21 protein-coding genes are annotated in these 23,930 nt (G+C 69.7%); 16 read left to right on the forward strand and 5 right to left on the reverse strand.

The features are described from left to right. The first annotated feature begins 128 nt into the window (after positions 1–128). The 11 genes from cutA to purH all read left to right on the forward strand — a co-directional run bounded on the left by cutA (position 129) and on the right by purH (position 10,808). Positions 129–452: a divalent-cation tolerance protein CutA gene (gene cutA, locus NON22_RS06350; RefSeq protein WP_257386090.1), complete on the forward strand. Its 324-nt coding sequence runs from the start codon at positions 129–131 to the stop codon at positions 450–452. Positions 453–529: 77 nt separating this feature from the next. Continuing rightward, the gene (locus NON22_RS06355) at positions 530–2,887 is read left to right on the forward strand and encodes a protein-disulfide reductase DsbD (protein ID WP_257386091.1); all 2,358 of its coding nucleotides are present in this window, start codon (positions 530–532) and stop codon (positions 2,885–2,887) included. Further along, entirely contained in the window at positions 2,884–3,510 is a 627-nt protein-coding gene (locus NON22_RS06360) for a TlpA family protein disulfide reductase (protein WP_257386092.1), read from the forward strand. The genes NON22_RS06355 and NON22_RS06360 overlap by 4 nt, the downstream gene beginning before the upstream one ends. A gap of 612 nt (positions 3,511–4,122) precedes the next feature. Further along, positions 4,123–4,560 (forward strand): type II 3-dehydroquinate dehydratase, encoded by a 438-nt coding sequence (gene aroQ / locus NON22_RS06365; RefSeq protein WP_257386093.1) that lies wholly within the window; start codon positions 4,123–4,125, stop codon positions 4,558–4,560. A 36-nt stretch (positions 4,561–4,596) separates the two neighbouring features. Continuing rightward, positions 4,597–5,100, forward strand: coding sequence for an acetyl-CoA carboxylase biotin carboxyl carrier protein (gene accB / locus NON22_RS06370; RefSeq protein ID WP_257386094.1), 504 nt, complete (start codon positions 4,597–4,599; stop codon positions 5,098–5,100). A gap of 13 nt (positions 5,101–5,113) precedes the next feature. Further along, positions 5,114–6,481 carry an acetyl-CoA carboxylase biotin carboxylase subunit gene (accC, locus tag NON22_RS06375; RefSeq protein ID WP_257386095.1) on the forward strand — a complete coding sequence of 456 codons (1,368 nt, stop codon included), beginning with the start codon at positions 5,114–5,116 and terminating at the stop codon, positions 6,479–6,481. Continuing rightward, entirely contained in the window at positions 6,468–6,887 is a 420-nt protein-coding gene (locus NON22_RS06380) for a hypothetical protein (RefSeq protein WP_257386096.1), read from the forward strand. The genes accC and NON22_RS06380 overlap by 14 nt, the downstream gene beginning before the upstream one ends. 12 nt (positions 6,888–6,899) lie before the next feature. Then, entirely contained in the window at positions 6,900–7,784 is an 885-nt protein-coding gene (gene prmA / locus NON22_RS06385; RefSeq protein ID WP_257386097.1) for a 50S ribosomal protein L11 methyltransferase, read from the forward strand. A gap of 116 nt (positions 7,785–7,900) precedes the next feature. Beyond that, positions 7,901–8,692 carry a zinc-ribbon and DUF3426 domain-containing protein gene (locus NON22_RS06390; protein WP_257386098.1) on the forward strand — a complete coding sequence of 264 codons (792 nt, stop codon included), beginning with the start codon at positions 7,901–7,903 and terminating at the stop codon, positions 8,690–8,692. A 202-nt stretch (positions 8,693–8,894) separates the two neighbouring features. Next, entirely contained in the window at positions 8,895–9,128 is a 234-nt protein-coding gene (locus NON22_RS06395) for a helix-turn-helix domain-containing protein (RefSeq protein WP_386069341.1), read from the forward strand. Positions 9,129–9,230: 102 nt separating this feature from the next. Continuing rightward, positions 9,231–10,808, forward strand: a complete 1,578-nt coding sequence (gene purH / locus NON22_RS06400; RefSeq protein WP_257386099.1) for a bifunctional phosphoribosylaminoimidazolecarboxamide formyltransferase/IMP cyclohydrolase — start codon at positions 9,231–9,233, stop codon at positions 10,806–10,808. A gap of 56 nt (positions 10,809–10,864) precedes the next feature. Here purH and NON22_RS06405 read toward each other — a convergent pair whose 3' ends face one another. Next, positions 10,865–11,272: a DUF2782 domain-containing protein gene (locus tag NON22_RS06405; protein ID WP_257386100.1), complete on the reverse strand. Its 408-nt coding sequence runs from the start codon at positions 11,270–11,272 to the stop codon at positions 10,865–10,867. Between the two features lie 319 nt (positions 11,273–11,591). Here NON22_RS06405 and polA point away from each other — a divergent pair, with 319 nt between their 5' ends. Beyond that, positions 11,592–14,339 carry a DNA polymerase I gene (gene polA / locus NON22_RS06410; protein WP_257386101.1) on the forward strand — a complete coding sequence of 916 codons (2,748 nt, stop codon included), beginning with the start codon at positions 11,592–11,594 and terminating at the stop codon, positions 14,337–14,339. Between the two features lie 402 nt (positions 14,340–14,741). Here polA and NON22_RS06415 read toward each other — a convergent pair whose 3' ends face one another. Beyond that, positions 14,742–15,503, reverse strand: a complete 762-nt coding sequence (locus tag NON22_RS06415; protein WP_257386102.1) for a glucose 1-dehydrogenase — start codon at positions 15,501–15,503, stop codon at positions 14,742–14,744. Positions 15,504–15,652: 149 nt separating this feature from the next. On the opposite strand from NON22_RS06415, the gene NON22_RS06420 reads away from it, so the two are divergent. From NON22_RS06420 to NON22_RS06430, 3 genes are all read left to right on the forward strand, one after another. Beyond that, positions 15,653–16,459: an SDR family oxidoreductase gene (locus NON22_RS06420; RefSeq protein ID WP_257386103.1), complete on the forward strand. Its 807-nt coding sequence runs from the start codon at positions 15,653–15,655 to the stop codon at positions 16,457–16,459. Next, positions 16,456–17,505, forward strand: a complete 1,050-nt coding sequence (locus NON22_RS06425) for a saccharopine dehydrogenase family protein (protein ID WP_257386104.1) — start codon at positions 16,456–16,458, stop codon at positions 17,503–17,505. The genes NON22_RS06420 and NON22_RS06425 overlap by 4 nt, the downstream gene beginning before the upstream one ends. Before the next feature lie 155 nt (positions 17,506–17,660). After that, positions 17,661–18,224: a TIGR00645 family protein gene (locus NON22_RS06430; protein ID WP_257386105.1), complete on the forward strand. Its 564-nt coding sequence runs from the start codon at positions 17,661–17,663 to the stop codon at positions 18,222–18,224. Here NON22_RS06430 and NON22_RS06435 read toward each other — a convergent pair. Further along, complete coding sequence (locus NON22_RS06435) at positions 18,218–19,678, reverse strand: M61 family metallopeptidase (protein WP_257386106.1); 1,461 nt, start codon at positions 19,676–19,678, stop codon at positions 18,218–18,220. The genes NON22_RS06430 and NON22_RS06435 overlap by 7 nt on opposite strands. Between NON22_RS06435 and NON22_RS06440 the strand changes: the two genes are divergently transcribed. Next, entirely contained in the window at positions 19,664–21,910 is a 2,247-nt protein-coding gene (locus NON22_RS06440) for a DNA helicase II (protein ID WP_257386107.1), read from the forward strand. The two genes, NON22_RS06435 and NON22_RS06440, sit on opposite strands and share 15 nt — an antisense overlap. A gap of 55 nt (positions 21,911–21,965) precedes the next feature. Here the strand turns inward: NON22_RS06440 and NON22_RS06445 are convergent, their stop codons facing one another. Together NON22_RS06445 and NON22_RS06450 are read right to left on the reverse strand one after the other, a co-directional pair. Beyond that, the gene (locus NON22_RS06445) at positions 21,966–22,829 is read right to left on the reverse strand and encodes a GNAT family N-acetyltransferase (RefSeq protein ID WP_257386108.1); all 864 of its coding nucleotides are present in this window, start codon (positions 22,827–22,829) and stop codon (positions 21,966–21,968) included. A gap of 509 nt (positions 22,830–23,338) precedes the next feature. Further along, positions 23,339–23,930 (reverse strand): hypothetical protein (locus tag NON22_RS06450; protein ID WP_257386109.1); only part of this gene is annotated, 592 nt, incomplete at its 5' end.

Below are 23,930 nucleotides of genomic sequence, written 5' to 3' on the forward strand. Positions count from 1 at the left end.
TCCGATCCGGCAGCCGCGGCAGCGGCCGCGGCCGTGCCGGCCCGGCGACGGCGTCGTGCCGCAAGCGGGCCATGGGCGCGGCGGGCCGCTCGGGTTATCGTGCGCGCCCCGAAACCACCGGTGCCGCCATGTCCGCCCTGATCGTCCATTGCAACGTGCCCGACCAGGACGTCGCCGACCGCATCGCCCGCACCCTCGTCGAGGAAGGCCTGGCCGCCTGCGTCAGCCGGCTGCCCGGCATGGTCTCGACCTACCGCTGGCAGGGCGAGACCCGGGTCGACGCGGAATTGCTGCTGCTGATCAAGACCACGCGGGCGCGCTTCGCGGCGCTGAGCGCGCGCATCGTCGCGCTGCATCCGTATGAACTCCCCGAAGTCGTCGCGGTCGATGTGCCTCTGGGGCATGAGCCATACCTGGCCTGGGTCGCCGAAGCCACGGCGTCCCGGCACTGAGCCTTTCCCGTCCACCACCGCCGCAAGCGGACCGCGCCGCGGCCGGTCCGTTTACGCATCCCGCCGCCGGAGCCGCAATGAGCCGCATCGCCCGCGTCATTCTGACCGTACTCGCCTTCGCCGGCCTGGGGCAGGCCCAGGCCCAGTCCGATACGGATCTGCTGCGCGTCGAGGAAGCGTTCGCTCTGACCACGACGGCCGTCGACCGCGACACGGTCCGGCTCGAATGGAAGATCGCCGACGGCTATTACCTGTACCGCTCGCGCATCAAGACCGGCAAGCCTACGGCCGGGCTGAGCCTCGGCAGCCTCGAGCTGCCGCCCGGCGAAGCGAAGCACGACGAGTTCCTCGGCGACGTCGAGGTCTATCACGGCAAGGTCGCCGCGACCCAGCCGCTCACGCTCGAGGCCGGCGACACGGCCCAGTTCAGCGTCAGCATCCAGGGTTGCCACGAGCTCGATCCGAAGATCTGCTATCCGCCGCATGCGACCACGGTCAGCGTGAAGCTGCCGCCGGCTGCGGCCGCCGCACCCACGCCGGTCCTTGCGCCGGCGACGGCCGGCGCCGCGTTGACCGCCGGCGCGCCGGCCAACGACCTCAAGTCCGCGCTGGGCCAGCTCGGCAAGCCGGCCGCCGACGCGCCCATGGACACGGGCACCGGCAATACCGCCGACGCCGGCACCGAGAAGCTACCGCTGCCGCCCGAACAGGCCTTCGTGTTCGAGACGATCGCGACCGGTCCCGGCGAGCTGCTCGCGCGCTGGACCATGCCCAAGGGCTACTACCTGTACCGCGACAAGACCAGGCTCACGCCCGCGGCCGACAGCGGCGTCGCCCTCGGCCAGCTCCAGTGGCCGGCCGGCGTGCTGCACAAGGACGAGCATTTCGGCGAAGTCACGGTCTATTTCGACCAGGTCGAGCTGCCGATACTGATCCAGCGCGACCGCGGCGACGCCGGCGTGTTGAAACTGACGACCGAATTTCAAGGTTGCGAAAACGACGGCATCTGCTATCCGGTCATGACGCGCACGGTGTCGGTCGATTTGCCGGCAGCGAGCGCCGAGCAGCTCGCCGCCGGCAATGCGCGCGCGCTGCCGACCAAACTGCAGCCCGCCGCCGTAGCGAATGCGGGCACCGAGCAGTCGGAAGAACAGGCGCTCGCGGCCCGCCTGTCCTCGAATCGCCTGCTCGCGCTGCTGTCGTTCTTCGGCTTCGGCCTGCTGCTCGCGTTCACGCCCTGCGTATTCCCCCTGGTGCCGATCCTCTCGGGCATCATCGCCGGCGCCGGCCCCGACGTGTCGACGCGGCGCGCGTTCGTGCTGTCGCTGGTCTACGTGCTCGCCTCGTCCGTCGTGTTCACGATCGCCGGCGTCGTCGCCGGGCTCGCCGGCGCGAACCTGCAGGCGGCGTTCCAGCAGCCCTGGATACTGACCGCGTTCGCGCTGCTGTTCGTGCTGCTGTCGCTGTCGATGTTCGGCTTCTACGAGCTGCAGCTGCCCGGCAGCCTGCAGAACCGCCTGGCCGCGATCAGCAACCGCCAGCAGGGCGGCTCGCTGCTCGGCGTCGGCGTCATGGGCGTGCTGTCGGCGCTGATCGTCGGTCCCTGCGTCGCGCCGCCGCTGGCGGCGGCCGTGCTCTACATCAGCCAGACCGGCGATCCGCTGTTCGGCGGCGTCGCGCTGTTCGTACTCTCGCTCGGCATGGGCGCGCCGCTGGTCGTCGCGGGCACGGCGGCCGGCCGCCTGCTGCCGCGCGCCGGCGCCTGGATGGAAACGGTCAAGGCCGTGTTCGGCGTCAGCTTCCTCGCGCTCGCGATCTGGATGCTCGCGCGCTTCCTCGATCCGGTCTGGACCATGCTGATGATCGGCGCGCTCGCGGTGGCCTGCGGCATCTATCTCGGCGCGCTCGAACGCCTGCCCGAGGGCGCGCCGGGCTGGCGCACGCTGTGGAAGGCCCTCGGCATGGTGCTGCTGATCGCCGGTGCGGCGCAGCTGGTCGGCGCGTTCGCCGGCTCGCGTGATCCGCTGCAGCCGCTCAAGGGCCTGTCGGCCGGCGCGGGCGCGGCGGCAAAGGACGAGCATCTGGCCTTCCGCACGATCAAGAGCGTCGAGGACCTGCACCGCGTCCTCGGCGAAGGCAGGCCCGTGCTGCTGGACTTCTATGCCGACTGGTGCGTGTCGTGCAAGGAGATGGAGAAGTTCACGTTCACCAAGCCGGACGTGCACGCCGCGCTGGCCGGCTACACCTTGCTCAAGGCCGACGTGACCGCGAACGACGAGACCGACCAGGCCCTGCTCAAGCACTTCGGCCTGTTCGGCCCGCCGGCGACGATCTTCTTCGGCAGCGACGGCCAGGAACGGCGCGGCCAGCGCCTGATCGGCTTCGAAGCGGCCGACAAGTTCGTCACGCGCGCGGCCAAGGCAGGCCGCCGATGAGCTGGCGCCATACGGCGGCGATAGGCGTGCTCGCGCTGGCCGCCGGCGTGGCCGGCCTCGTCGCCGGCAGCATCGTGACGGGCCGCGGCGCGCCGCGCGGCATCACGGATCTGCTGAGCAAAACGTCGGCGACGCGCTGGCTCGCCGAAGCCTGGATCGAAGCCGCACGGCCGGCCGGTCCTCCCGGCCTGCGAATTGCGGCCAAGGGCGATCCGGCGCCGGCGCTGCCCCTGCTCGACCGCGCCGGCAAGACGGCGAGCCTCGCGCAATGGCCCGATCGTCTCGTCGTGGTCAATTTCTGGGCGACCTGGTGCGCGCCCTGCCGCAAGGAAATGCCCGAGCTCGACCGCTTCCAGCAGAAACACGCGGCCAGCGGCGTGCAGGTCGTCGGCGTCGCGATCGACGGTCCCGGCGAAGTCGAAGCCTTCCTGCGCGACACGCCGGTCGGCTATCCGATCCTGCTCGCGACGAGCCCGTCGGCGAATCCGTCGCTGCCGTTCGGCAACACCTACGGCGCGTTGCCGTTCAGCGTGCTGCTAGGCCGCGACGGACGCATCCTCGACACGCGCCTCGGCGAAGTCAGCGAAGCCGTGCTCGAAGGCTGGATCGCGCCGCATCGCTGACGCGGCGCCGGGCCGTGCGCGCGGGTGCCGCGAGACTTTCGAGCCGCGTGGCTGCCGAAGACATCGCAAGACCGGCACGGCTGACCGAAGGCGCGGCCGCACCTGGCGGGAGTCGCGGCAACGCACCACCAGTTGAGCCTGCGGCAGACCATCGACGCGCATCAGTTCGAGATCACGCTGAGCGACGCACGCGTTATTCGATCCAGGCGCGGCCGGACCGGATCGCGGGCAACGTGACGGTTTCGCGCCGCGACGAATACAACGTCCGCGTTACCGACGGCATGCTCGAGGTGATCTGCGAAAGCGCGCGGCGCCGGCACAAGTGGGAGTCGGTCACGCAGCCGGTGCCGAGCCTGCACCGTCAGGCACCGGCCGAGCACGCCACGGCGCCGCATCGGCTTTCGCCCGCGCTTTCGACTCGAGGCGGCTGCGGATCGGCGGCTCCCGGACCTGCGATGCAGCTCCGTACTCACCGTCGCGATGATTCCGCGCGTTGCAGCGGGATGACCTCGCGGTCAAACATCGGCGAATATCGCCGAACTGGACAAGATCGGCGCTCAAGCGCAGACTTGCGCGCCCCAGCCGGCACCGCGTCGGCAGCGGAGTGCCGGCTTGGCCAGAATCCTGTTGCTGAATGGCCCGAATCTGAACCTGCTCGGCACGCGTGAGCCGGAGACCTACGGCCATGCGAGCCTGGATGACATCGTCGGCGATCTTGTCTCGATCGCGCAAGCTCGCGGCCACGAACTGCTGCACTTCCAGTCCAGCGCGGAGCATGCACTGATCGATCGCCTGCACGCGGCGCGCGCCGACGGCACGGCGTTCGTGCTGATCAATCCGGCCGCGTTCACGCATACGAGCATCGCTCTGCGCGATGCGCTGCTGGGAATCGCCCTGCCTTTCATCGAGCTGCATCTGTCGAACGTCCACGCCCGTGAACCGTTCCGGCAGCACTCGTATCTGTCCGACATCGCCGTCGGCGTCATCTGCGGATTCGGCGCCGACAGCTATCGGCTCGCGCTCGACGCCGCGCTGCGCCGGCTGGCCTGATGTCTTCCGTCCGTCACCGCCTTTGAGGACCCGTCCGTGGACCTGCGCAAAATCAAGAAGCTGATCGACATCCTGGAAGAGTCGAATCTGGCCGAGCTGGAAATCAAGGAGGGCGAGGAAGTCGTGCGCCTTAGCCGCATGCCCAAGGGCATGACCCTGCCGATGATGGCCGCCGCGCCGGTCGCGCCGGCACCGGTCACCCACGTGCACGTCGAGCAGCACCGCACGCCGCAGGCCGCCGGCAACGGCGCGCCGGGCGCCGCGCCCGAAACCCCGGGCACCGCCACGGGCAAGGCCCTGCCCGACGGCCACGTCGTGCGTTCGCCGATGGTCGGCACCTTCTACGCGTCGCCGAATCCGGAAGCGCCGCCGTTCGTCAAGCTCGGCCAGCAGGTCAAGCCCGGCGACACGCTCGGCATCATCGAAGCGATGAAGATGTTCAACCAGATCGAAGCCGACGTCGGCGGCACCGTGCTCGCGATCCTCGCGACCAGCGGCCGTCCGATCGAGTTCGACGAGCCGCTGTTCGTGATCGGCTAAGCGGGGACTGCCAATGCTCGATAAAGTCGTCATCGCCAACCGCGGCGAGATTGCGCTGCGCGTGCTGCGCGCCTGCCATACGCTGGGCATCAAGACCGTCGCCGTGCATTCCACGGTGGACCGCAATCTCAAGCACGTCGGCATGGCCGACGAATCGGTCTGCATAGGCCCGGCGCCGGCGGCCGAGTCGTATCTGAACGTGCCGGCCATCATCGCCGCGGCCGAGGTCACCGATGCCCAGGCCATCCATCCGGGCTACGGCTTCCTGTCGGAGAACGCCGACTTCGCCGAACGCTGCGAGAAGTCCGGCTTCATCTTCATCGGCCCGACCGCGAACGTGATCCGCCTGATGGGCGACAAGGTCGAGGCGATCAAGGCCATGAAGGCCGCCGGCGTGCCGTGCGTACCGGGTTCGGGCGGGCCGCTCGGCGAAGATCCGGTCGAAAACGGCCGCATCGCACGCGACATCGGCTACCCGATCATCGTCAAGGCTGCCGGCGGCGGCGGCGGCCGCGGCATGCGCGTCGTGCACACCGAGGCGCATCTGCACAACGCGATCTCCATGACCAAGTCGGAAGCCAAGGCGGCGTTCGGCAACGACATGGTCTACATGGAGAAATTCCTCGAGAACCCGCGCCACGTCGAGATCCAGGTACTGGCCGACGGCCAGGGCAACGCGATCCATCTCGGCGAGCGCGACTGCTCCATGCAGCGCCGCCATCAGAAGGTCGTCGAGGAAGCGCCGGCGCCGGGCATCACGCCCGAGCAGCGCGCCGAGATCGGCAAGGTCTGCGTCGAGGCCTGCCTGCGCATCGGCTATCGCGGCGCCGGCACGTTCGAGTTCCTCTACGAGAACGGCCGCTTCTACTTCATCGAGATGAACACGCGCATCCAGGTCGAGCACCCGGTGACCGAGCTGATCACCGGCATCGACCTCGTGCGCGAGCAGCTGCTGATCGCCGCCGGCGAGAAGCTGTCGATCCGCCAGGAAGACGTGACGTTCACCGGCCATGCGGTCGAGTGCCGCATCAACGCCGAGGATCCGGACACCTTCATGCCCTCGCCGGGCACGGTGAAGCGCTTCCTCGGCGCCGGCGGCCCCGGCGTGCGGCTCGACACGCACATCTACGACGGCTACCGGATCCCGCCGAACTACGACTCGATGATCGGCAAGCTCATAGTGCACGGCCGCGACCGCGCGACGGCGATCGCGCGCATGCGCCTGGCGCTGGCCGAGATGGTCATCGACGGCGTCAAGACCAACATTCCGCTGCAGCAGCGCATCATGAGCGACGTGGGCTTCCAGGCCGGCGGCCAGAACATCCACTACCTCGAGAGGCGCATCGCCGAGCAGAAGGAGAAAGGCATTGCGCTGGTCTGATCCGCGAACCGCCGCGGCGGCCACGCTCGGCCTGATGCTCGTGGGCTGCGCCGCCGCGCCGCAGCGCAAGGCCGCGCCCGCGGAGCCAACGCATCCGGCGGCCGAAGCCCAGCTCGTGCCGCCGGCCGCCGGCAACGGCGCGCTGCCGGAGCTGCCGCCCGACGCGCTGTTGATCCTGGTCGACGCCAAGGGCGTCTACACGGTGCAGGACACCGCGACGTCCTGCCAGGGGCTGCCCGAACTGCTCGCGCACTACCGCCAGACCAACCTCGTGGTCGCCGGCGGTCCCGGCGCCGGTCTCAACGTCGCCGACGCGATCTGCGTGGGCCTCGCGGCGCGGCAACGCGGCGGCAAGGCCTATTTCGTGCATCCCGAAGGCTTGCGCAGCATCGACATCCAAGACTGAGCCGCCTGCCTTATGGCCTGGATAGAACTCTCGCTGACGATCCACTCCAACGAACAGGAGCGCATCGAGCTCGCGCTCGAAGACCTCGGCGCGCTGTCGGTGACCCTGCTCGACGCCGAGGATCATCCGATCTTCGAACCGGCGCCCGGCGAAACGCCGGTGTGGCCGACGATCAAGCTCGCCGCGCTGTTCGACGTCGCCGTCGACCGCGCCGGCCTGGTGCATGCATTGACCGACCTCGTGCCCGAGATCGCGCCGGACCAGCTCGAATTCCGCGACGTGCCCGACGCCGACTGGGTGCGCGCGTGGATGGACACCTTCCAGCCCATGCAATTCGGCCGGCGTCTCTGGATCTATCCCTGGAACATCGAGCCGCCGGCCGACGCGACCGGCGACGTCATCGTGCGCCTCGACCCGGGCCTGGCCTTCGGCACCGGCACGCATCCGACCACGGCGCTGTGCCTGGAATGGCTGGACGGCCTCGACCTGCGCGGCAAGACCCTGCTCGACTACGGCTGCGGCTCGGGCGTGCTTGCGATCGCCGCGCTCAAGCTCGGCGCGTCGGCGGTCATCGGCGTCGACCTCGACCCGCAAGCACTGGAGGCCAGCCGCGACAACGCCGAGCGCAACGGCGTCGCCGACGGCCTCAGCCTGTACCTGCCGCAGGAATACGCGAACGCGCCGCAGGATCTGCTCGTCGCGAACATCCTGGCCGGTCCGCTGGCCGAGCTGGCGCCGCTGTTCGCCCAGGCCTGCAAGCCCGGCGCGCCGTTCGCGCTGTCGGGCATACTCGCCGGCCAGCACGAGGAACTGCTCGCACGCTACGGCGAATGGTTCGAGGCCATGGAAGTCGCGCAGCGCGAGGACTGGGTACGCATCAGCGGCCGGCGCCGCTGAGTCGCGGCCCACACTCGACGAACCGCGCCGCCGTCGCCGCCGCGCCGGCTTGAAACCGCGCGCGCCGCGGTCCAAGCTCGCCCCGCGCTCCCGCCACCGTCGCCTCGCTTTCCGCCATGTACACGCAATGCCCCGAATGCGCGACCGTCTACAGAGCCGATGCGGCGACGGTCGCGCGCGGACACGGCATGGTGCGCTGCAGCCATTGTGATGCGCTGTTCGACGCGCTGCTGACCCTGGCCGAACAGCTGCCGCCCGAGCCGTTCGACCGCCTCGCCGTGCATGCGCCGGATCCCGAACCGCCGCGCCTCGGCGTACCCGTGTACCGGCCCAACACCCAGGCCGTCAGTTTCACGTTCGACCCCGACGAGCGCCAGCGCACGCGCGAACCGCGCCGGCACGCGACGCCGGCGTTCGCGCGGCACACGCAGCGCCGGGCCGGCCGGCGCTGGCCCTGGGTCGTCGGCACGGTGCTGCTGTCGCTGAGCCTGGCCGGCCAGCTCGCCTATGCGGAACGCGACCAGCTGCTCGACAACGACCTCGCGCGGCCCTGGCTCGACCGCGGCTGCGCGCTGCTGTCCTGCACCTTGCCGCTGCGCCATGCGAGCCAGCAGCTGGAGCTGCTGTCGCGCGACATCCGTCCGCATCCGTCGGTTCCGGGCGCACTGATCGTTTCGGCCACGGTGCGCAACGCGGCGACGTTCGCACAGGCGTATCCGGTCGTCGAGATCACCTTGTCCGACCTCGACGAGAACCGCGTCGCGATGCGCCGCTTCCAGCCGCGCGACTATCTCGGCGACGCGCGCGCGATCGATCGCGGACTCGCCGCGGGCGCGAGCACCGCGCTCGTGTTCGAGGTCCGCGATCCCGGCAAGAACGCTGTCGCGTTCGAATTCAAGTTCCTCTGAGCAGAATGCCGCAGCGCAACGCCGCGGCGCTGAGAGATGTTTGCATCTTGCGACACTTGGCACTTACCAACGCGCTGCCGGCGCGCTAACATCCCCGCCCCGTCGGCACTCGCATCCGGCGGTCATGGAAGAACAGACCAGGTTGCTCGCCGCCGTGAATGCCGTTTCCCTACTGCGTCCCGAACAGGGGCCTGACGCCGCCGTGTCCCAGCCCGCCCTGCGTGAGTGCGTGGCGCGCGCCGTGCGCCGCTATCTCGTCGACCTCGACACCCAGCAGGCCGAAGGTCTGTTCGACTTCGTGATGCAGGAAGTCGAGGCACCGATGCTGCGCGAAGTCATGTCGTGGTACGGCGGCAATCAGAGCAAGGCGGCGCTCGCGCTCGGCATCAATCGCGCCACCCTGCGCAAGAAGCTGTCGCAGCACGGACTGCTCTGAGGAATTGCAGGCAGCGCAAGCGCGCCTGGCCGCGAACGCGCCGCGCCGGCCACAGCGACCGGCTATAATCCGCGGCCTCTTCGCTACCGGCGATACCAGCTCATGTTCGACGCCACGCTAGTGCCGGTGCGCCGCGCACTCATCAGCGTTTCCGACAAGACCGGCCTGCTCGACCTGGCCCGCGGCCTCGACGCCCTCGGCGTCAGTCTGCTGTCCACCGGCGGCACCGCGCGCAGCCTGCGCGACGCCGGACTGCCCGTCACCGACGTCAGCAACGTGACCGGTTTTCCGGAAATCATGGACGGCCGCGTCAAGACCCTGCATCCGAAGATCCACGGCGGCCTGCTCGGCCGCCGCGGCATCGACGACGCCGTCATGGCGCAGCACGGCATCGCGCCGATCGACTTGCTCGTCGTCAATCTCTATCCGTTCGAGAAGGCGACCGCGCGGCCCGACTGCACGCTCGACGAAGCGATCGAGAACATCGACATCGGCGGCCCGGCCATGCTGCGCGCCGCGGCCAAGAATCACGAGCACGTCGTCGTGCTGACCGATCCGGCCGACTACGCCGAGCTGCTGCAGGCGCTGCATGCGGCGCAGGGCACGACGATGGAGCTGCGCCGCCGCCTCGCCGCGAAGACCTTCGCGCACACCGCGCGCTACGACGGCCTGATCGCGAACTGGTTCGGCGTGCGCACCGGCGAGCGCGAGGACAACTATCCGCCGAGCCTGCACCTGAACTACCGTCGCGCGCAGACCCTGCGCTACGGCGAGAATCCGCACCAGTCCGCCGCGCTCTACGTCGAGAGCGACCCGCCCGCCGGCATCGTCGCGACCGCGCGCGTGCTCGCCGGCAAGGAACTGTCGTTCAACAACATCGCCGATGCGGATTCTGCGCTCGAATGCGTCAAGGCCTTCGGCAGCGCGCCGGCCTGCGTCATCGTCAAGCACGCCAATCCCTGCGGCGTCGCCCTCGGCGACACGCCGATGCTCGCCTACGAGCGCGCCTACGCCTGCGATCCGACCTCGGCGTTCGGCGGCATCATCGCGCTGAACCGTTCGCTCGACGTGGTCACGGCGCGCACGATCCTCGACCGCCAGTTCGTCGAAGTCGTCATCGCGCCGGAAGTCGACGAAGCTGCGCTGGCCGTGTTCGCCAAGAAGCCGAACGTGCGCATCCTCGCGACCGGCCACTGGCCCGAGCAGGCCGCGCACACGAACGATCTCAAGCGCATCGCCGGCGGCCTGCTGATGCAGGACGCCGACCGCGACACCCTGCTGCTGTCGGACCTGCAGGTCGTGACCAAGCGCGTGCCGAACGCGGAGGAACTGCGCGACCTGCTGTTCGCCTGGCACGTCGCCATGTACGTGAAGTCGAACGCGATCGTCTACGCCAAGGGCGGACAGACCATCGGCATCGGCGCCGGCCAGATGAGCCGCGTGATCAGCGCGCGCATCGCCGCGATGAAGGCCGAGGAAGCCGGCCTCGACGTGCGCGACAGCGTCATGGCCTCGGATGCGTTCTTCCCGTTCCGCGACGGCATCGACGCGGCGGCCAAGGCCGGCATCCGCGCCGTGATCCAGCCGGGCGGCTCGCTGCGCGACGACGAAGTCATCGCCGCGGCCGACGAGAATGACATGGCCATGGTGTTCACCGGCGTGCGTCACTTCCGCCACTGAACGCTGCGGCCGGCGCACCAGGCGCCGGCCGCAGCTCTCGCCGACGTCTCAGGACGTCAGTTCCATTCGTAGAGCTTGTAGTAGACCGGCGCGACCGGGCCGTCCTTGGGGTTGGCCTCGAGACGGCCGTCGCCGTCGGTGTCGATGTAGGTCTTGGTGATGCCGCCCTTGCCGGTGATGCGGATCATCGTCACGCGGCCGCTGTTGCGGTATTCCTCGATCGTGTCTTCGCCCTGCTTGCGGACCGACACGTCGGGCTTGTCGGCCGCGCGCGCGTCAGCCTTGGCCTTGTCGAGATCGCTGGGCGGAACCGCCTTGACGCCGGGGTCGTTCATCGCCGGCGGCGGCGCGTCGGTCAGGTCGGCGCGCTGCACGGGTTTTTCGGCGATCGGTTTCTGATCGGCCGCCTGCACCGTCGCGAAGGCGGCGAGCAGCAGGACGGCAAGCATCGGATTGCGCTTCATGAGGGACTCCAGGGCTGGTATCGACCGGCCTGAGCATCGCTGCAACCGTAACGGGCCGGAATGTCCGCAGAATAGCAAACGGGCCTGAACGGGCCGCTGCGCGCGACGTGAACGAAATGTCGCGGCAGCAGCGGCGGGCCGTCGCCGGCCCGCCGCGTTCCAGGCACGGCGATCGTCCGGCGGTCCGGGTGAAGCCATGGCGAAACATCGCCGCGGCCGATTTCCCGCGCCGGTCCGCGAACGCCGATCCGCGGTCCGTCGGTTTCTTGAAAGCCCCGCGGCGCTGCGCCAAGCTCGCCGTCCGCAAGGAGACTGCCTCATGCCGACCCTGGTGCTGATCGACGGATCCAGCTATCTCTACCGCGCGTTCCATGCGCTGCCGCCGCTGAGCAACGCTGCCGGCGAGCCGACCGGCGCGCTGTTCGGCGTGGTCAACATGCTGCGCTCGACATTGAAGTCGAAGCCGGACTACGCCGCGTTCGTCTGCGACGCATCGGGACCGACGTTCCGCGACGAACTCTATCCGGCCTACAAGGCCAACCGCCCGCCGATGCCCGACGAGCTGCGCGCGCAGATCGAGCCCATGTGCCGCATCGTCGACGCGCTGGGCTTTCCAATACTGCGCGAAGCCGGCGTCGAAGCCGACGACGTGATAGGCACCTTGGCGCTGCAGGCCGCGGCCCAGGGCATCGACGTCGTCGTCTCCACGAGCGACAAGGACATGGCCCAGCTCGTCGGTCCGCACGTGACCCTGAGCAACAGCATGACGAACACCACCTTGAATCCGGCCGGCGTGTTCGAGAAGTTCGGTGTGCATCCGCAGCAGATCGTCGATTTCCTGACCCTGATGGGCGACAGCGTCGACAATATTCCCGGCGTCGACAAATGCGGTCCCAAGACGGCGGCGAAGTGGCTGGCCGAATACCAGACCCTCGACAACCTCGTCGCGAACGCGGCGAAGATCGGCGGCAAAATCGGCGAGAACCTGCGCGCGGCGCTGCCTCAGCTGCCGCTGTCGCGCCAGCTCGCGACGATCAAGACCGACGTCGCGCTCGCACAGACGGCGACCGAACTCAAGCTGCGCGAGCGCGACGTCGACACCCTGCGCACCCTGTACACGCGCTATGGCTTCAACGCGGCGCTGAAGGATCTCGACGGTGCCGCCGGCAACGGTGAGGAACTGCGCGGTGCCGACGTGCCGGCGCAGTACCGCAAGCAGGCCGCCGTCGGCGACACCGCACTCGACCCGGCGCTGGCCGCGCCCGGCAGCTACGAGTGCGTCACCGGTGCGGCGCAGCTCGAAGTCTGGCTGCAGCGGCTCCGCGACGCGGACCTCATCGCGTTCGATACCGAGACCACGGCGCTGGATCCGATGCAGGCGGAGATCGTCGGCCTGTCGTTCGCCGTGCGCAGCGGCGAGGCCGCCTACGTGCCGCTCGCGCACGACTATCCGGGCGCGCCGACGCAGCTCGGCCGCGACGACGTGCTCGCCGCGCTCAAGCCGCTGCTCGAGGACGAGAACAAGGCCAAGCTCGGCCAGCACGCCAAGTACGACATCAACGTGCTGTCGCGCTACGGCATCCGGGTGCGCGGCGTGAAGTACGACTCCATGCTCGAGTCCTATGTCTGGAACTCCACGGCAACGCGCCACGACATGGATTCGCTGGCCAAGCGCTATCTCGGCTACACGCCGATTCCGTACGAGAGCGTCGCCGGCAAGGGCGCCAAGCAGATCCCGTTCGGCCAGGTCGCGCTCGACCAGGCCACCTGCTATGCCGCCGAAGATGCCGACGTCACCCTGCGCCTGCACCAGGTGCTCTGGGGCAAGCTGCAGGGCGAGCCCAGGCTGCGGGAGGTCTATGAACGCATCGAGGCGCCGCTGATTCCGGTGCTCGCACGCATGGAGCAGCGCGGCGTGCTCGTCGACATCCAGGCGCTGCGGCTGCAGAGCAACGATCTCGCCAGGCGCATGCACGAGATCCAGCAGCATGCCTACACGATCGCCGGACGCAGCTTCAGCCTCGATTCGCCGAAGCAGCTGCAGGCCATTCTGTTCGACGAGCTCAAGCTGCCGGCTCTCGTCAAGACGCCCACGGGCCAGCCCTCGACGAACGAGGAAGCGCTCGAAGCCGTCGCCGACCAGCACGAGCTGCCGCGACTGATCCTCGACTACCGCGGTCTCGCCAAGCTGCGTTCGACCTATACCGACAAGCTCGCCGACAACGTGAACCCGCGCACCGGCCGCGTGCATACGAGCTACGGCCAGGCCATCGCGGCGACGGGCCGGCTGTCCTCGTCGGATCCCAACCTGCAGAACATCCCGATCCGCACCGAGGAAGGCCGCCGCATCCGCCAGGCCTTCGTCGCGCCGGCGGGCTTCCGCATCCTCGCCGCCGACTATTCGCAGATCGAGCTGCGCATCATGGCGCACCTGTCCGGCGACGCCGGCCTGCTCAGCGCCTTCGTCGGCGGCCAGGACGTGCACCGCGCGACGGCCGCCGAAGTGTTCGGCCTGCCGCCGGACCAGGTCGACGCGAACCAGCGCCGCGCGGCCAAGGCGATCAACTTCGGCCTGATGTACGGCATGGGCGCGTTCGGTCTCGCGCGCCAGCTCGGCATCGGCCGCAACGAGGCCAACGACTACATCGCGCGTTATTTCGCGCGCTATCCGGGCGTGCGCCAATTCATGGACGACATCCGCGAACAGGCCCATCGCGACGGCTACGTGGAAACCGTGTTCGGCCGGCGCCTCTACCTCGACGACATCCGCGCACGCAATCCGAACCTGCGCGCCGGCGCCGAGCGCGCCGCGATCAACGCGCCGATGCAGGGCACGGCAGCCGACATCATCAAGCGCGCGATGATCTCGGTCGACGGCTGGCTCGGCGAACGCGACGACGCGCGCATGCTCATGCAGGTGCACGACGAACTCGTACTGGAGGTGCGGGAGGACGCCGTGGCCGAGATCAGCGAAGGCCTGCGCAGCCGCATGAGCGCGGCCGCAGAACTCGCCGTGCCGCTGGTCGTCGATATCGGCGTCGGGGCGAACTGGGACGAGGCGCACTGAGTTTCTCAGCGCAAGCCATTGATTCAAAACCCGATGAACGGTTTCTGAATCGAACTGGGCGAGCCTGCGAACCTTTTCCCCGGCTTACCGTCTTAAGCCACAGGTGCACGCAACGGCACCTGGTTCATTCCCCTCCCTGGATGAACCTCGGAGTCAGGTTCCTCCCCAGACCTGGCTTCGCACCCCAGACCTCGAAGGTCCTCCCCTGACCTTCGGGGTCTCTTTATTTGGGGCGCCACCAGATTCGACACGCAGGCTTCTATGCCCTGCTGCTTGTCCCCTCAACCCCGCCAAACGCCGCGCGTTTGGCCGCCCCCTTTACTAAAGGGGGCTCCGGAAAAGCAAAGCGAGCAGAGCGGATTTCCACGGGATCAAGCGTGAGGACGCGAAGCACCGCGTTGCTCAGCTGAGGTAACCGCCGTCGGCGGCGAAGCTGGCGCCGGTGACGTAGCTCGCGGCCGGCGAGCAGAGGAACAGGATCAGTGGCGCGATTTCCTCGGGCTCGGCGGCGCGCCCCATCGGGATCATGCGCAGCAGCGGCTTGAGGATGTCGGGGTTCTGGGTCAGTGCGCTCGCGAACTTGGTGTCGGTCAGGCCCGGCAGCACGGCGTTGACGCGGATGGCCAGCGGTGCGAGCTCGCGCGCCCAGGCTTCGGTCATCGACAGGATCGCGGCCTTGGAGAACGAATACACGCCCTGCCCCGGCGCCGCCCGGCGGCCGTTGACCGAGGCGACGTTGACGATCGCGCCGCCGCGTCCGCGCATGCGCCGCGCGGCCTGCTGGGTCACGTAGAAGTAGCCGCGGATGTTCACGTCGACGGTCTTGTCGTAGGCCGACAGCGGCATGTCGAGCATGGGACCGAAATATGGATTCGCCGCGGCATTGTTGACGAGCAGGTCCAACGCCGTTCCCTGTGCGTCGAGTTCGGCGAACAGCGCGTCGATCGCAGCGATCTCGCCGATGTGCGCGGCGAGCGCGCGCGCCTTGCCGCCGGCGGCGGTGATCGCGGCGACGACCTCCTCGCAGGCCTCGCGGCGCCGGCTCGACACGATGACCTCGGCGCCGTGGCGCGCGAGCAGCTGCGCCGTCGCGGCACCGATGCCGCGGCTCGCGCCGGTGACCAGCGCCGTCTTGCCGGAAAGATCGAACAGAATTTCGGACATTGGAACTCCTGCGCTGGCGCCGCTGCGGCGGACCGGAAAAACAAGCATAAGCGCAACGCCGGATGCCGGTAACGCAAATTCCGCGGCGCGCCCTGCGCCGTTGCGGCCGCGCCTCTGGCAGAGTAGCCGCTCCGGAACGAGGGGCGGACATGAGCGCGAAACGGGTACTCATCACAGGCGGCGGCAGCGGTCTCGGACGCGCGATCGCGCTGCGCTACGCGCAGGCCGGCTGGCGCGTCGGCCTGGCCGACATCGCGCCCGAACGCGCCGAGCAGGTCGCCGCCGAAGTGCGCGCGCGCGGCGCCGAAGCGCAGGCCTTCGCCGTCGACGTGGCCAGCGACGCGAGCATGCAGGCACTGCACCGGGACGTCATCGCACGCTGGGGCGGCGTCGATCACCTGTACAACAATGCCGGCGTGTCGTCGGCCGGCAATCTGCTGCAAACCTCGCTGGACGACTGGCGCTGGATGCTCGAGATCAACCTCATGAGCGTCGTGCGCGGCTGCCAGGCCTTCGTGCCGGGCATGCTCGAACAGGGCGGCGGCCACGTCGTCAACACAGCCTCGTTCGCCGGCCTCGCCGGCGCCGGCGGACTCAGTTCGTATTCGGTGGCCAAGGCCGCCGTCGTGACCTTGTCGGAAACCCTGCGCGCCGAGCTCGCGCTGGCCGACAGCGCCGTGCGCGTGTCGGTGGTCTGCCCGTCATTCTTCCGCACCAATCTGCTGGAAAATTTCCGCGGTCCGCAGCGTTCGCGCGAGACGGCGCAGAAACTCATGGAGAAAGCCGCCGAGACGGCCGACGACATCGCCGCGCGCGTCGTCGACGCCGTGATGACCGGCCGGTTCCTGATCATCCCGACGGCGCCGGAGCGCCTGCGCTGGCGGCTCAAGCGCTTCCTGCCCGAATTCTATTTCCGCAAGCTCGTGGCTGCGCTGCGCGCGGCGGGGCGCACATGAGCGGCTTCCTGATCTACGGCGCGAACGGCTATACCGGTCGGCTCATCGTCGCCGAGGCGCTGCGCCGGAACCTCGCCCCCGTGCTGGCCGGCCGCAACCGCGAGGCGCTGGCCGCGATGGGCGCGGAGTTCGGCCTGAGCTGGCGCGCTTTCGACCTGACCGACGCGGCCGCGCTGCGGCGCGAGTTCGACGGCCAGCCGCTCGTGCTCAACTGCGCCGGCCCGTTCAGCCAGACGGCCCGGCCCGTGCTCGACGCCTGCCTCGCCACGCGCGCGCATTACCTCGACATCACCGGCGAGATCGACGTGTTCGCGCTGTGCCATCGCGCGCACGAAGAGGCCGTCGCGCGCGGCATCGTCGTCGCGCCGGGCACGGGTTTCGACGTCGTGCCGACCGACTGCGTCGCCGCGCTGCTCAAGCAGCGCCTGCCCGACGCGACGCACCTGGTTCTCGCGTTCGAGGCCGGCGGCGGCCCGAGCCCGGGCACGGCCAAGACCAGCGTCGAAGGGCTGGCCAAGGGCGGCCGGGCGCGGATCGACGGCAAGCTCGTCGAGGTGCCGCTGGCCTGGAAGTCGCGGAGCTTCCTGCGCGACGGCCAGGCGCGCAGCGCGATGACGATTCCGTGGGGCGACGTATACACGGCGTACATTTCCACCGGCATTCCGAACATCGAGACCTACATGACGGTGTCGCCGGCGACGATAGCCCGGGTGCGCCGGCTGCGCCTGATCCGGCCGCTGCTCGGGCTCGCGCCGGTGCAGGCCTGGCTCAAGCGCCGCGCGGCCGCGACGCCGGGTCCCGATGCCGGACGCCGCGAACGCAGCGACTGCCGCGTCTGGGGCGAGGCGCACAACGCGGCCGGCGCCGAGGCGAAACTGCAGCTCGCCGCGCCGAACGGCTATGCGCTGACCGCGACCGCGTCGGTCGGCATGGTGTGCCGCGTGCTGTCCGGCGGTCCGGCCGCCACCGGCTTCCATACGCCGTCGCAGCTCATGGGCGCCGACTACGTGCTCGGACTGCCCGGCGTGCGCCTGATCGACGGCTGAGCCGTATGCCGTGCCGGCCGCGCATTGAAAAATCGCGCGGCCGTCGCCAGAAACACAGGCCGCCCCTGTCGGCCCGGCCGTGTCCGGCCTTCGCACGGACGACACAGTCGTGCGGCTAGACTCGCGCGCCGATTTTTTTCGCAATCGATCGACCCATGAACGCTCAGAAGAACCACCTCGGGCCGCTGCCGGCCCTGATCTTTTCCTCGCGCTGGCTGCAGCTGCCGCTGTATCTCGGCCTGATCGTCGCCCAGGGCCTCTACGTCGTGCAGTTCCTGCGCGAGCTCTGGCACCTGCTGCACACGGTGTTGCTGCACGGCGGCGTGTCCGAAGCCGCAGCGGCGGCCGGACAGAGCGCCGAGACCGCGATCATGCTGACCGTGCTCGGCCTCATCGACGTGGTGATGATCTCCAACCTGCTCGTCATGGTCATCGTCGGCGGCTACGAGACCTTCGTCTCGCGCCTGCGCCTCGAAGGCCATCCGGACCAGCCGGAATGGCTGTCCCACGTCAATGCGGCCGTGCTGAAGGTCAAGCTCGCGACGGCGATCATCGGCATCTCGTCGATCCACTTGCTCGCGACCTTCATCAAGGCACACGAGCTCGACACCAAGACCATGCTCTGGCAGACCCTGCTGCACCTGACCTTCGTCGTGTCGGCCGTCGCGATCGCGGCGATCGACCGGATCATGTCGCCGCCGAAGCACGCGGATCACTGAGACGAAGCCCGCTCCGTCGGCGGCGGCGCACGCCGCCGCACGATCGCGTCGCGGATCGCCGCATCGGGCGCGTCGTCGGCCAGCTGCAGCGCGTCGCCGTCGCGCTGCAGACCGAGCCGCGCATATAGAGCGTCGAGTGGCGGAAACCCGCGCCGCGCGGCGAATGCGCGGTACTCGCGGCGCAACACGTCGCTACCGACCAGCGCATCGAGCTTGGCGACGAATTCCTCGGCGCCCCATTCGCGCTTGCGCTCCAGGCAGCAGGCATGGAAGCGCTGCAGCGCCGTGTCGATGCCGATGCGGCCGCCGCTGCGCTTGCGCAACTCGACGTCGGCCGTGAGCCAGAACGCCGCGCCGGACCAGTACACCGCGTAGTACGCGCGGCGCGCATGCATGGCCTGGCTGAGTTCGGCCAGGCTCCGGCTGTCGTCGGCCGTGCGGAGGCCGCGGCCGAAGCCGGCGTCGAGTTCGCTCCAGGCCTGCTGCGGCGTCAGCGCGCCGCTGCGCGCGCGCAGCACGTACTGCCAGTAGCTCGCGAGGCCTTCGGCCAGCCAGGCGCCGTCGTCGCCGAGATACGGATGCGCCCAATGCGAGAACTCGTGCACGGCGGTCCAGTCCGCGTCGAGCGCCGCGGCGCTCGCGTTCGCGTCGACCTGGATGTGCACGGCATTGCCCTGGCCGCGCAGGGACTGGCCGAAGCCGACCGCGGGTCCGCGGCGACCGCCGGCGAACAGCACGACCTGCACCTGCGGCAACGGCAGATCGCCGTAGCCGGTCGCCGCCGCGGCCAGCGCGCGTTCGACCCAGCCGCGCAAGGTCGCGCGCTGCCCGGCCGTCGTCGTGCCGAGTATCGTCAGCCGCGCGAGCGAGTCGCCGACGCGCAGGCGCGTTTCCTCGAAGCGGCCGACCGCGATCATCGCCGACCAGCCGAACGGCGTGGCCGGAATCGTGTAGCGCGTCGCCGCGCCGTCGCGGGCGAGCTCCTGCCACGGCGGCGCGAACGCCTGGTCCGGCGGCATCGTCACGACGGCCTCGCCGCCGGCCGTCGTCGCGTCCTGCAGCAGCCACGCCTGCGGCGCGACCAGCAGGACCTCCCCGACGCGGCTGCCGACCTCGCGATCGCGGCCCTGCACGACGGCGCCGAGCTTCGCCACGTACGTCAGGCATTCGCCCGCACGCCAGTCCGCCGCGCGCCAGCGCGCTTCGCCGGAGGGCCGCAGCTCGCCGCGTTCGCGACGCAAATCCTCGACGTAGTCGGCGCCGCCGCGCTGCAGGCGGAATTCGCGCACGGCCGCGGCGGCATCGATGCAGAGCCGCACGCGCATGCGCTCGGCGACGGGCTCGTAGCCGAGCTCGTAGCGCGCGCCGGCGGCCGCAGCGGCGGCAAACAGGGCGAGCCCGGCCGCGATCAAGCCGCGCAGCCCAGGTAAAATCGCCGCATGGACGTTTCTCATCTGCTCGGTCACCTCAATCCTGCGCAACGCGAAGCGGTCTCGGCGCCGCCCGGACACTACCTGGTACTGGCCGGCGCCGGCTCCGGCAAGACCCGCGTGCTGATCCACCGCATCGCCTGGCTGCTCGAAGTCGAGCGCGCGTCACCCTATTCCATATTGGCGGTCACCTTCACGAACAAGGCCGCCGGCGAAATGCGCGGCCGCTGCGAAGGCCTGATCGAACACGGCACGCGCGGGCTGTCGATCGGCACGTTCCACGGCATCGCCCATCGCCTGCTGCGCCGCCACTGGCGCGAGGCGCGCCTGCCGGAGACCTTCCAGATCCTCGACGCCGACGACCAGCAGCGCCTGGTCAAACGCGTGATCCAGGGCCTCGACCTCGACGAAGCGCGCTGGCCGGCGCGCCAGGCAACCTGGTTCATCAACAGCTGCAAGGACGAAGGCAAGCGCCCCGATTCCATCGAGCACGGCGACAACTCGACGACGCGCACCTTGCTCGAAATCTACTCCGCCTACGAGGCGCAATGCCGGCGCGCCGGCCTCGTCGATTTCGCCGAGCTGCTGCTGCGCTCGCATGAACTCTGGCTCGAGGACGCCGCGCTGCTCGCGCACTACCAGGAGCGCTGGCAGCACCTGCTGATCGACGAGTTCCAGGACACGAACAGCCTGCAGTACGCCTGGGTGCGCGTGCTCGCGGGCAACCGCGGCAAGGTCTTCGTCGTCGGCGACGACGACCAGGCGATCTACGGCTGGCGCGGCGCGCGCGTGGAAAACGTGCAGCAGTTCCTGCGCGACTACCCGAGCGCGAAGACCATACGCCTGGAGCAGAACTATCGCTCGACCGCGACCATCCTCAAGGCCGCCAACGCGGTCATCGCGAACAATCCGGGCCGTCTCGGCAAGCAGCTGTGGACGTCCGGCGACAGCGGCAACCCGATCGAGCTCTATGCGGCCTACAACGAGCAGGACGAGGCGCGCTACGTCGTCGAGCGCATCCGCGAATACCTCAACGGCGACGGCGCCGCGTCCGACGTCGCCGTGCTGTACCGATCCAACGCGCAGTCGCGCGTGTTCGAAGAACAGCTCAACCAGCACCGCATCCTCTATCGCGTCTACGGCGGCCAGCGCTTCTTCGACCGTGCCGAGATCAAGGACGCGCTCGCGTATCTGCGCCTGATCGCGAACCGCCACGACGACGCGGCATTTGAACGTACGGTCAACACGCCGCCGCGCGGCATCGGCGAGCGCACGCTCGAGCTCGTGCGCCAGTACGCGCGGCGCGACGCGAGTTCGCTCTGGGAAGCCGCGCTCGGCCTGGTCGCCGGCAGCGAGCTCGCGCCGCGCAGCCGCGGCGCATTGCGCGGCTACGTCGAGCTCATCGAAAAAATCGCCCAGGAAATCCTCGGCAAGGCCGAGCCCGAAAGCGAGGCGCCGGCCGGCCTGTTCGCCGATCAGACCGACGCGCTCGACGGGATCGAGATCGGCCTGACCCTGGCCGAGCAGATGGAAACCGTGATCGCGCGCAGCGGCCTGCGCGACTACTACGAAAAGGATTCGCGCGGCAGCGCCGAGGCGCGCGTGGAAAACCTCGACGAACTCGTCAACGTCGCCGGCCGCTTCCAGCTCTCGGCCGAAGACGAGGAAGCCGGCTTGTCCGAGCTCGGCGCGTTCCTCGCGACCGCCGCGCTCGAAGCCGGCGAAGGCCAGGGCGAGCCCGGCCAGGACTGCGTGCAGCTCATGACCCTGCACACGGCCAAAGGCCTGGAGTTTCCGCTCGTGTTCCTGGTCGGCCTCGAGGACGGCCTGTTCCCGAGCCAGAAGTCGCTCGACGAACCGGGCCGGCTCGAGGAAGAGCGCCGCCTGGCCTATGTCGGCATCACGCGCGCGCGCGAACGCCTGACCCTGAGCTACGCCGAGCAGCGCCGCCTGCACGGCATGGAGACCTACGGCCGGCCGTCGCGCTTCCTCAACGAGATTCCGCGCGACCTGTTGCACGAAGTGCGTCCGCGCGTGCAGGTCAGCCGTCCTGCGTACAACAGCCGCTATCACCACGCCGTGCTCGACGAAGCGCCCAGTTTCAAACTCGGCCAGCGCGTCATGCATGCGAGCTTCGGCGGCGGCGTGGTCACCGACTACGAAGGCGTCGGCGAACACACGCGCGTGCAGGTCAACTTCGAGAACGCCGGCTCGAAGTGGCTCGTGCTGGCTTACGCGAACCTGCAGCCGGCCTGAGCACGTCGGTCATCGTCGTCGGTTGCGGTGAGCGCGGCGAACCGCAAGCGGCGGCTCACGTCTGCGCGAGATCGGGAAAGCGCAGCGTGGTATCGGGTAGCGGCAGATGGCGCACGAACAGCGGCGAGCCGGCACAGGCACCGGCGTCGCGCGCATCCGGCCACCAGCGGTACGGCCGGAAGCCGAACTCGATCCGGGCGACAGGCGAATCGACGACGGCCGCCAGCGCCGCGGCCAGGTCGAACGGCCGCCGCGCGATCAGGTCGTGCAGGATCAACGTGTCGCCGTCGCGCTCCACCGCGGCCACGGCATTGCCGTCGTCGAGCCAGCGCGCGTCGATCGCGCGATAGGTCAGGTGCCAGAGCAGGGTCGAGTAGTAGTCGCGCGCGCCGAATGCGGCGTCGTTGACGATCGCCTCGGCGCAGAGCGCGGCCAGCCCCGCGCGCGCGGCAACGTCGGCGACGTCGCAATGGCGTGCCGGCGCGGCCGCAGGCTGCAGCGCGGCGTCAGCGACGAAACGTCTCTGCACGGCGGCGCGGAAACCGAAGCGCGGATAGAAATCGAGCACGCGCTCGTTGGCGAACAGCAGCACCGGCGCCGCGCCGAGTTCGGCCAGCACGGCCTCGAGCAGCGCGCGCGAATGGCCGCGGCCGCGACGTTCCGGGTGCGTCGCGACGGCGCCGAGCTGATACCCCTCGCGCGGCAGGCCGTCGAGCACCAGGCGCATGCGCGTGACGCCGACGCTCGCGACGATGTCCGCGTCGTCTTCGAGCAGCCAGGCCGTGTAGTCCTCGTTCCAGCCGCCGCGAGCTTCCCAGCGCCGGAAATCGACGCTGCGGAACGTCAGCGGCACGAAGGCATGGAAGCGCTCATGCGCCGCACGGTCGGCGGCGCGCAGGGTCAGCAGTCGGGTCGCCATCGCAGAAGCACGTGCAGGTGCCGACACCGTCCTGCGGCATCGGCAGTGACTTTTCTATCGGGAAACGGCGCGTCAGGTCGGACGGCGGCGCGTGCTGCGGCGTTGACCGCCGGCGCCGCGGCCTGTCGCTGCCGTGGCATTGCCGGCGACCGGCTTCTTCGCGCCACCGGCTTTCTTCGCGGCGCGCGGCGGTGTCGGGACGGGTGCGTCGGCCGGCGCATAGTCGCCTATCGTCGATTTGAGCGGGCAGACGGCGAAGACCGGACACTTGCGACAGCCGATCGCCAGCGCGACAGGACACAGGACCATGGGGGTGCTTCCAGACGTGGCACCGGGACGCGCCCGGATCGCTGCGTGTCGGTTCGTCGCGTCGCCGGCGCGGCGGTGTCCGCCGGTCGGCACCCGCATCGTCGCGACGAGCCGGGGCGCCGCCACGATAGCGCGTATCCGCGCATGAAAAAACCGCCCTCGCGGGCGGCTTTTTCGGGCTCGCCGCGAGCGGCGGTTCGTCAGCCGCGGCCGCCGCGGGCGCGGAACTCGCCGAGCGCCTGGGCGATGTCGTCGGCCATCGGCTCGATGACCTCGCGCGCCTTCTCCGTCGCGTTGAGGGACGTGAAGCTGACCTGTTCGGTCCAGCCGGCGCCGAGCGAGCGGCGGCCCTTCAGCGCGAATGCGCGCATGGACACCTGCGCCGTATACAGGGTCGAAGCCTGGCCGTAGTAGGTCAGCACCTGCGAACCGAGCGGGCGCACGAACACGACGATCGCGGCGTTCGCCTTGCCGGCGAGGCGGCCGACGTCGCCGTCGCTGTCGTCGCGCGTGCGGCCGCCGTCGATGACGTTGAAACCCGCGCGCTGCAGCGCGCGCGTGATTTCCTGCCGCGCCGGACCGGCGATGGCCGCGTCGCCGCCGACGAGCACGGCCACGGTCGGCACGCGCGGTTCGGCCGGCGCGGCCGGCGAATCCGGCGGATTGGCGCGCGCGATGCGCGCACCCGACGGGGCTTCGTCACGCGCGATGCGCGGACCGGAAGCTTCTTCGCTCGCGCGTGCCGCCGGCAGGTCGCGCAGCGCGTCGACGCGCGAGGCGCGCGGCTCGGGA

Origin of the sequence: Tahibacter caeni, from assembly GCF_024609805.1 — a bacterium.
Taxonomy (GTDB): Bacteria; Pseudomonadota; Gammaproteobacteria; order Xanthomonadales; family Rhodanobacteraceae; genus Tahibacter; species Tahibacter caeni.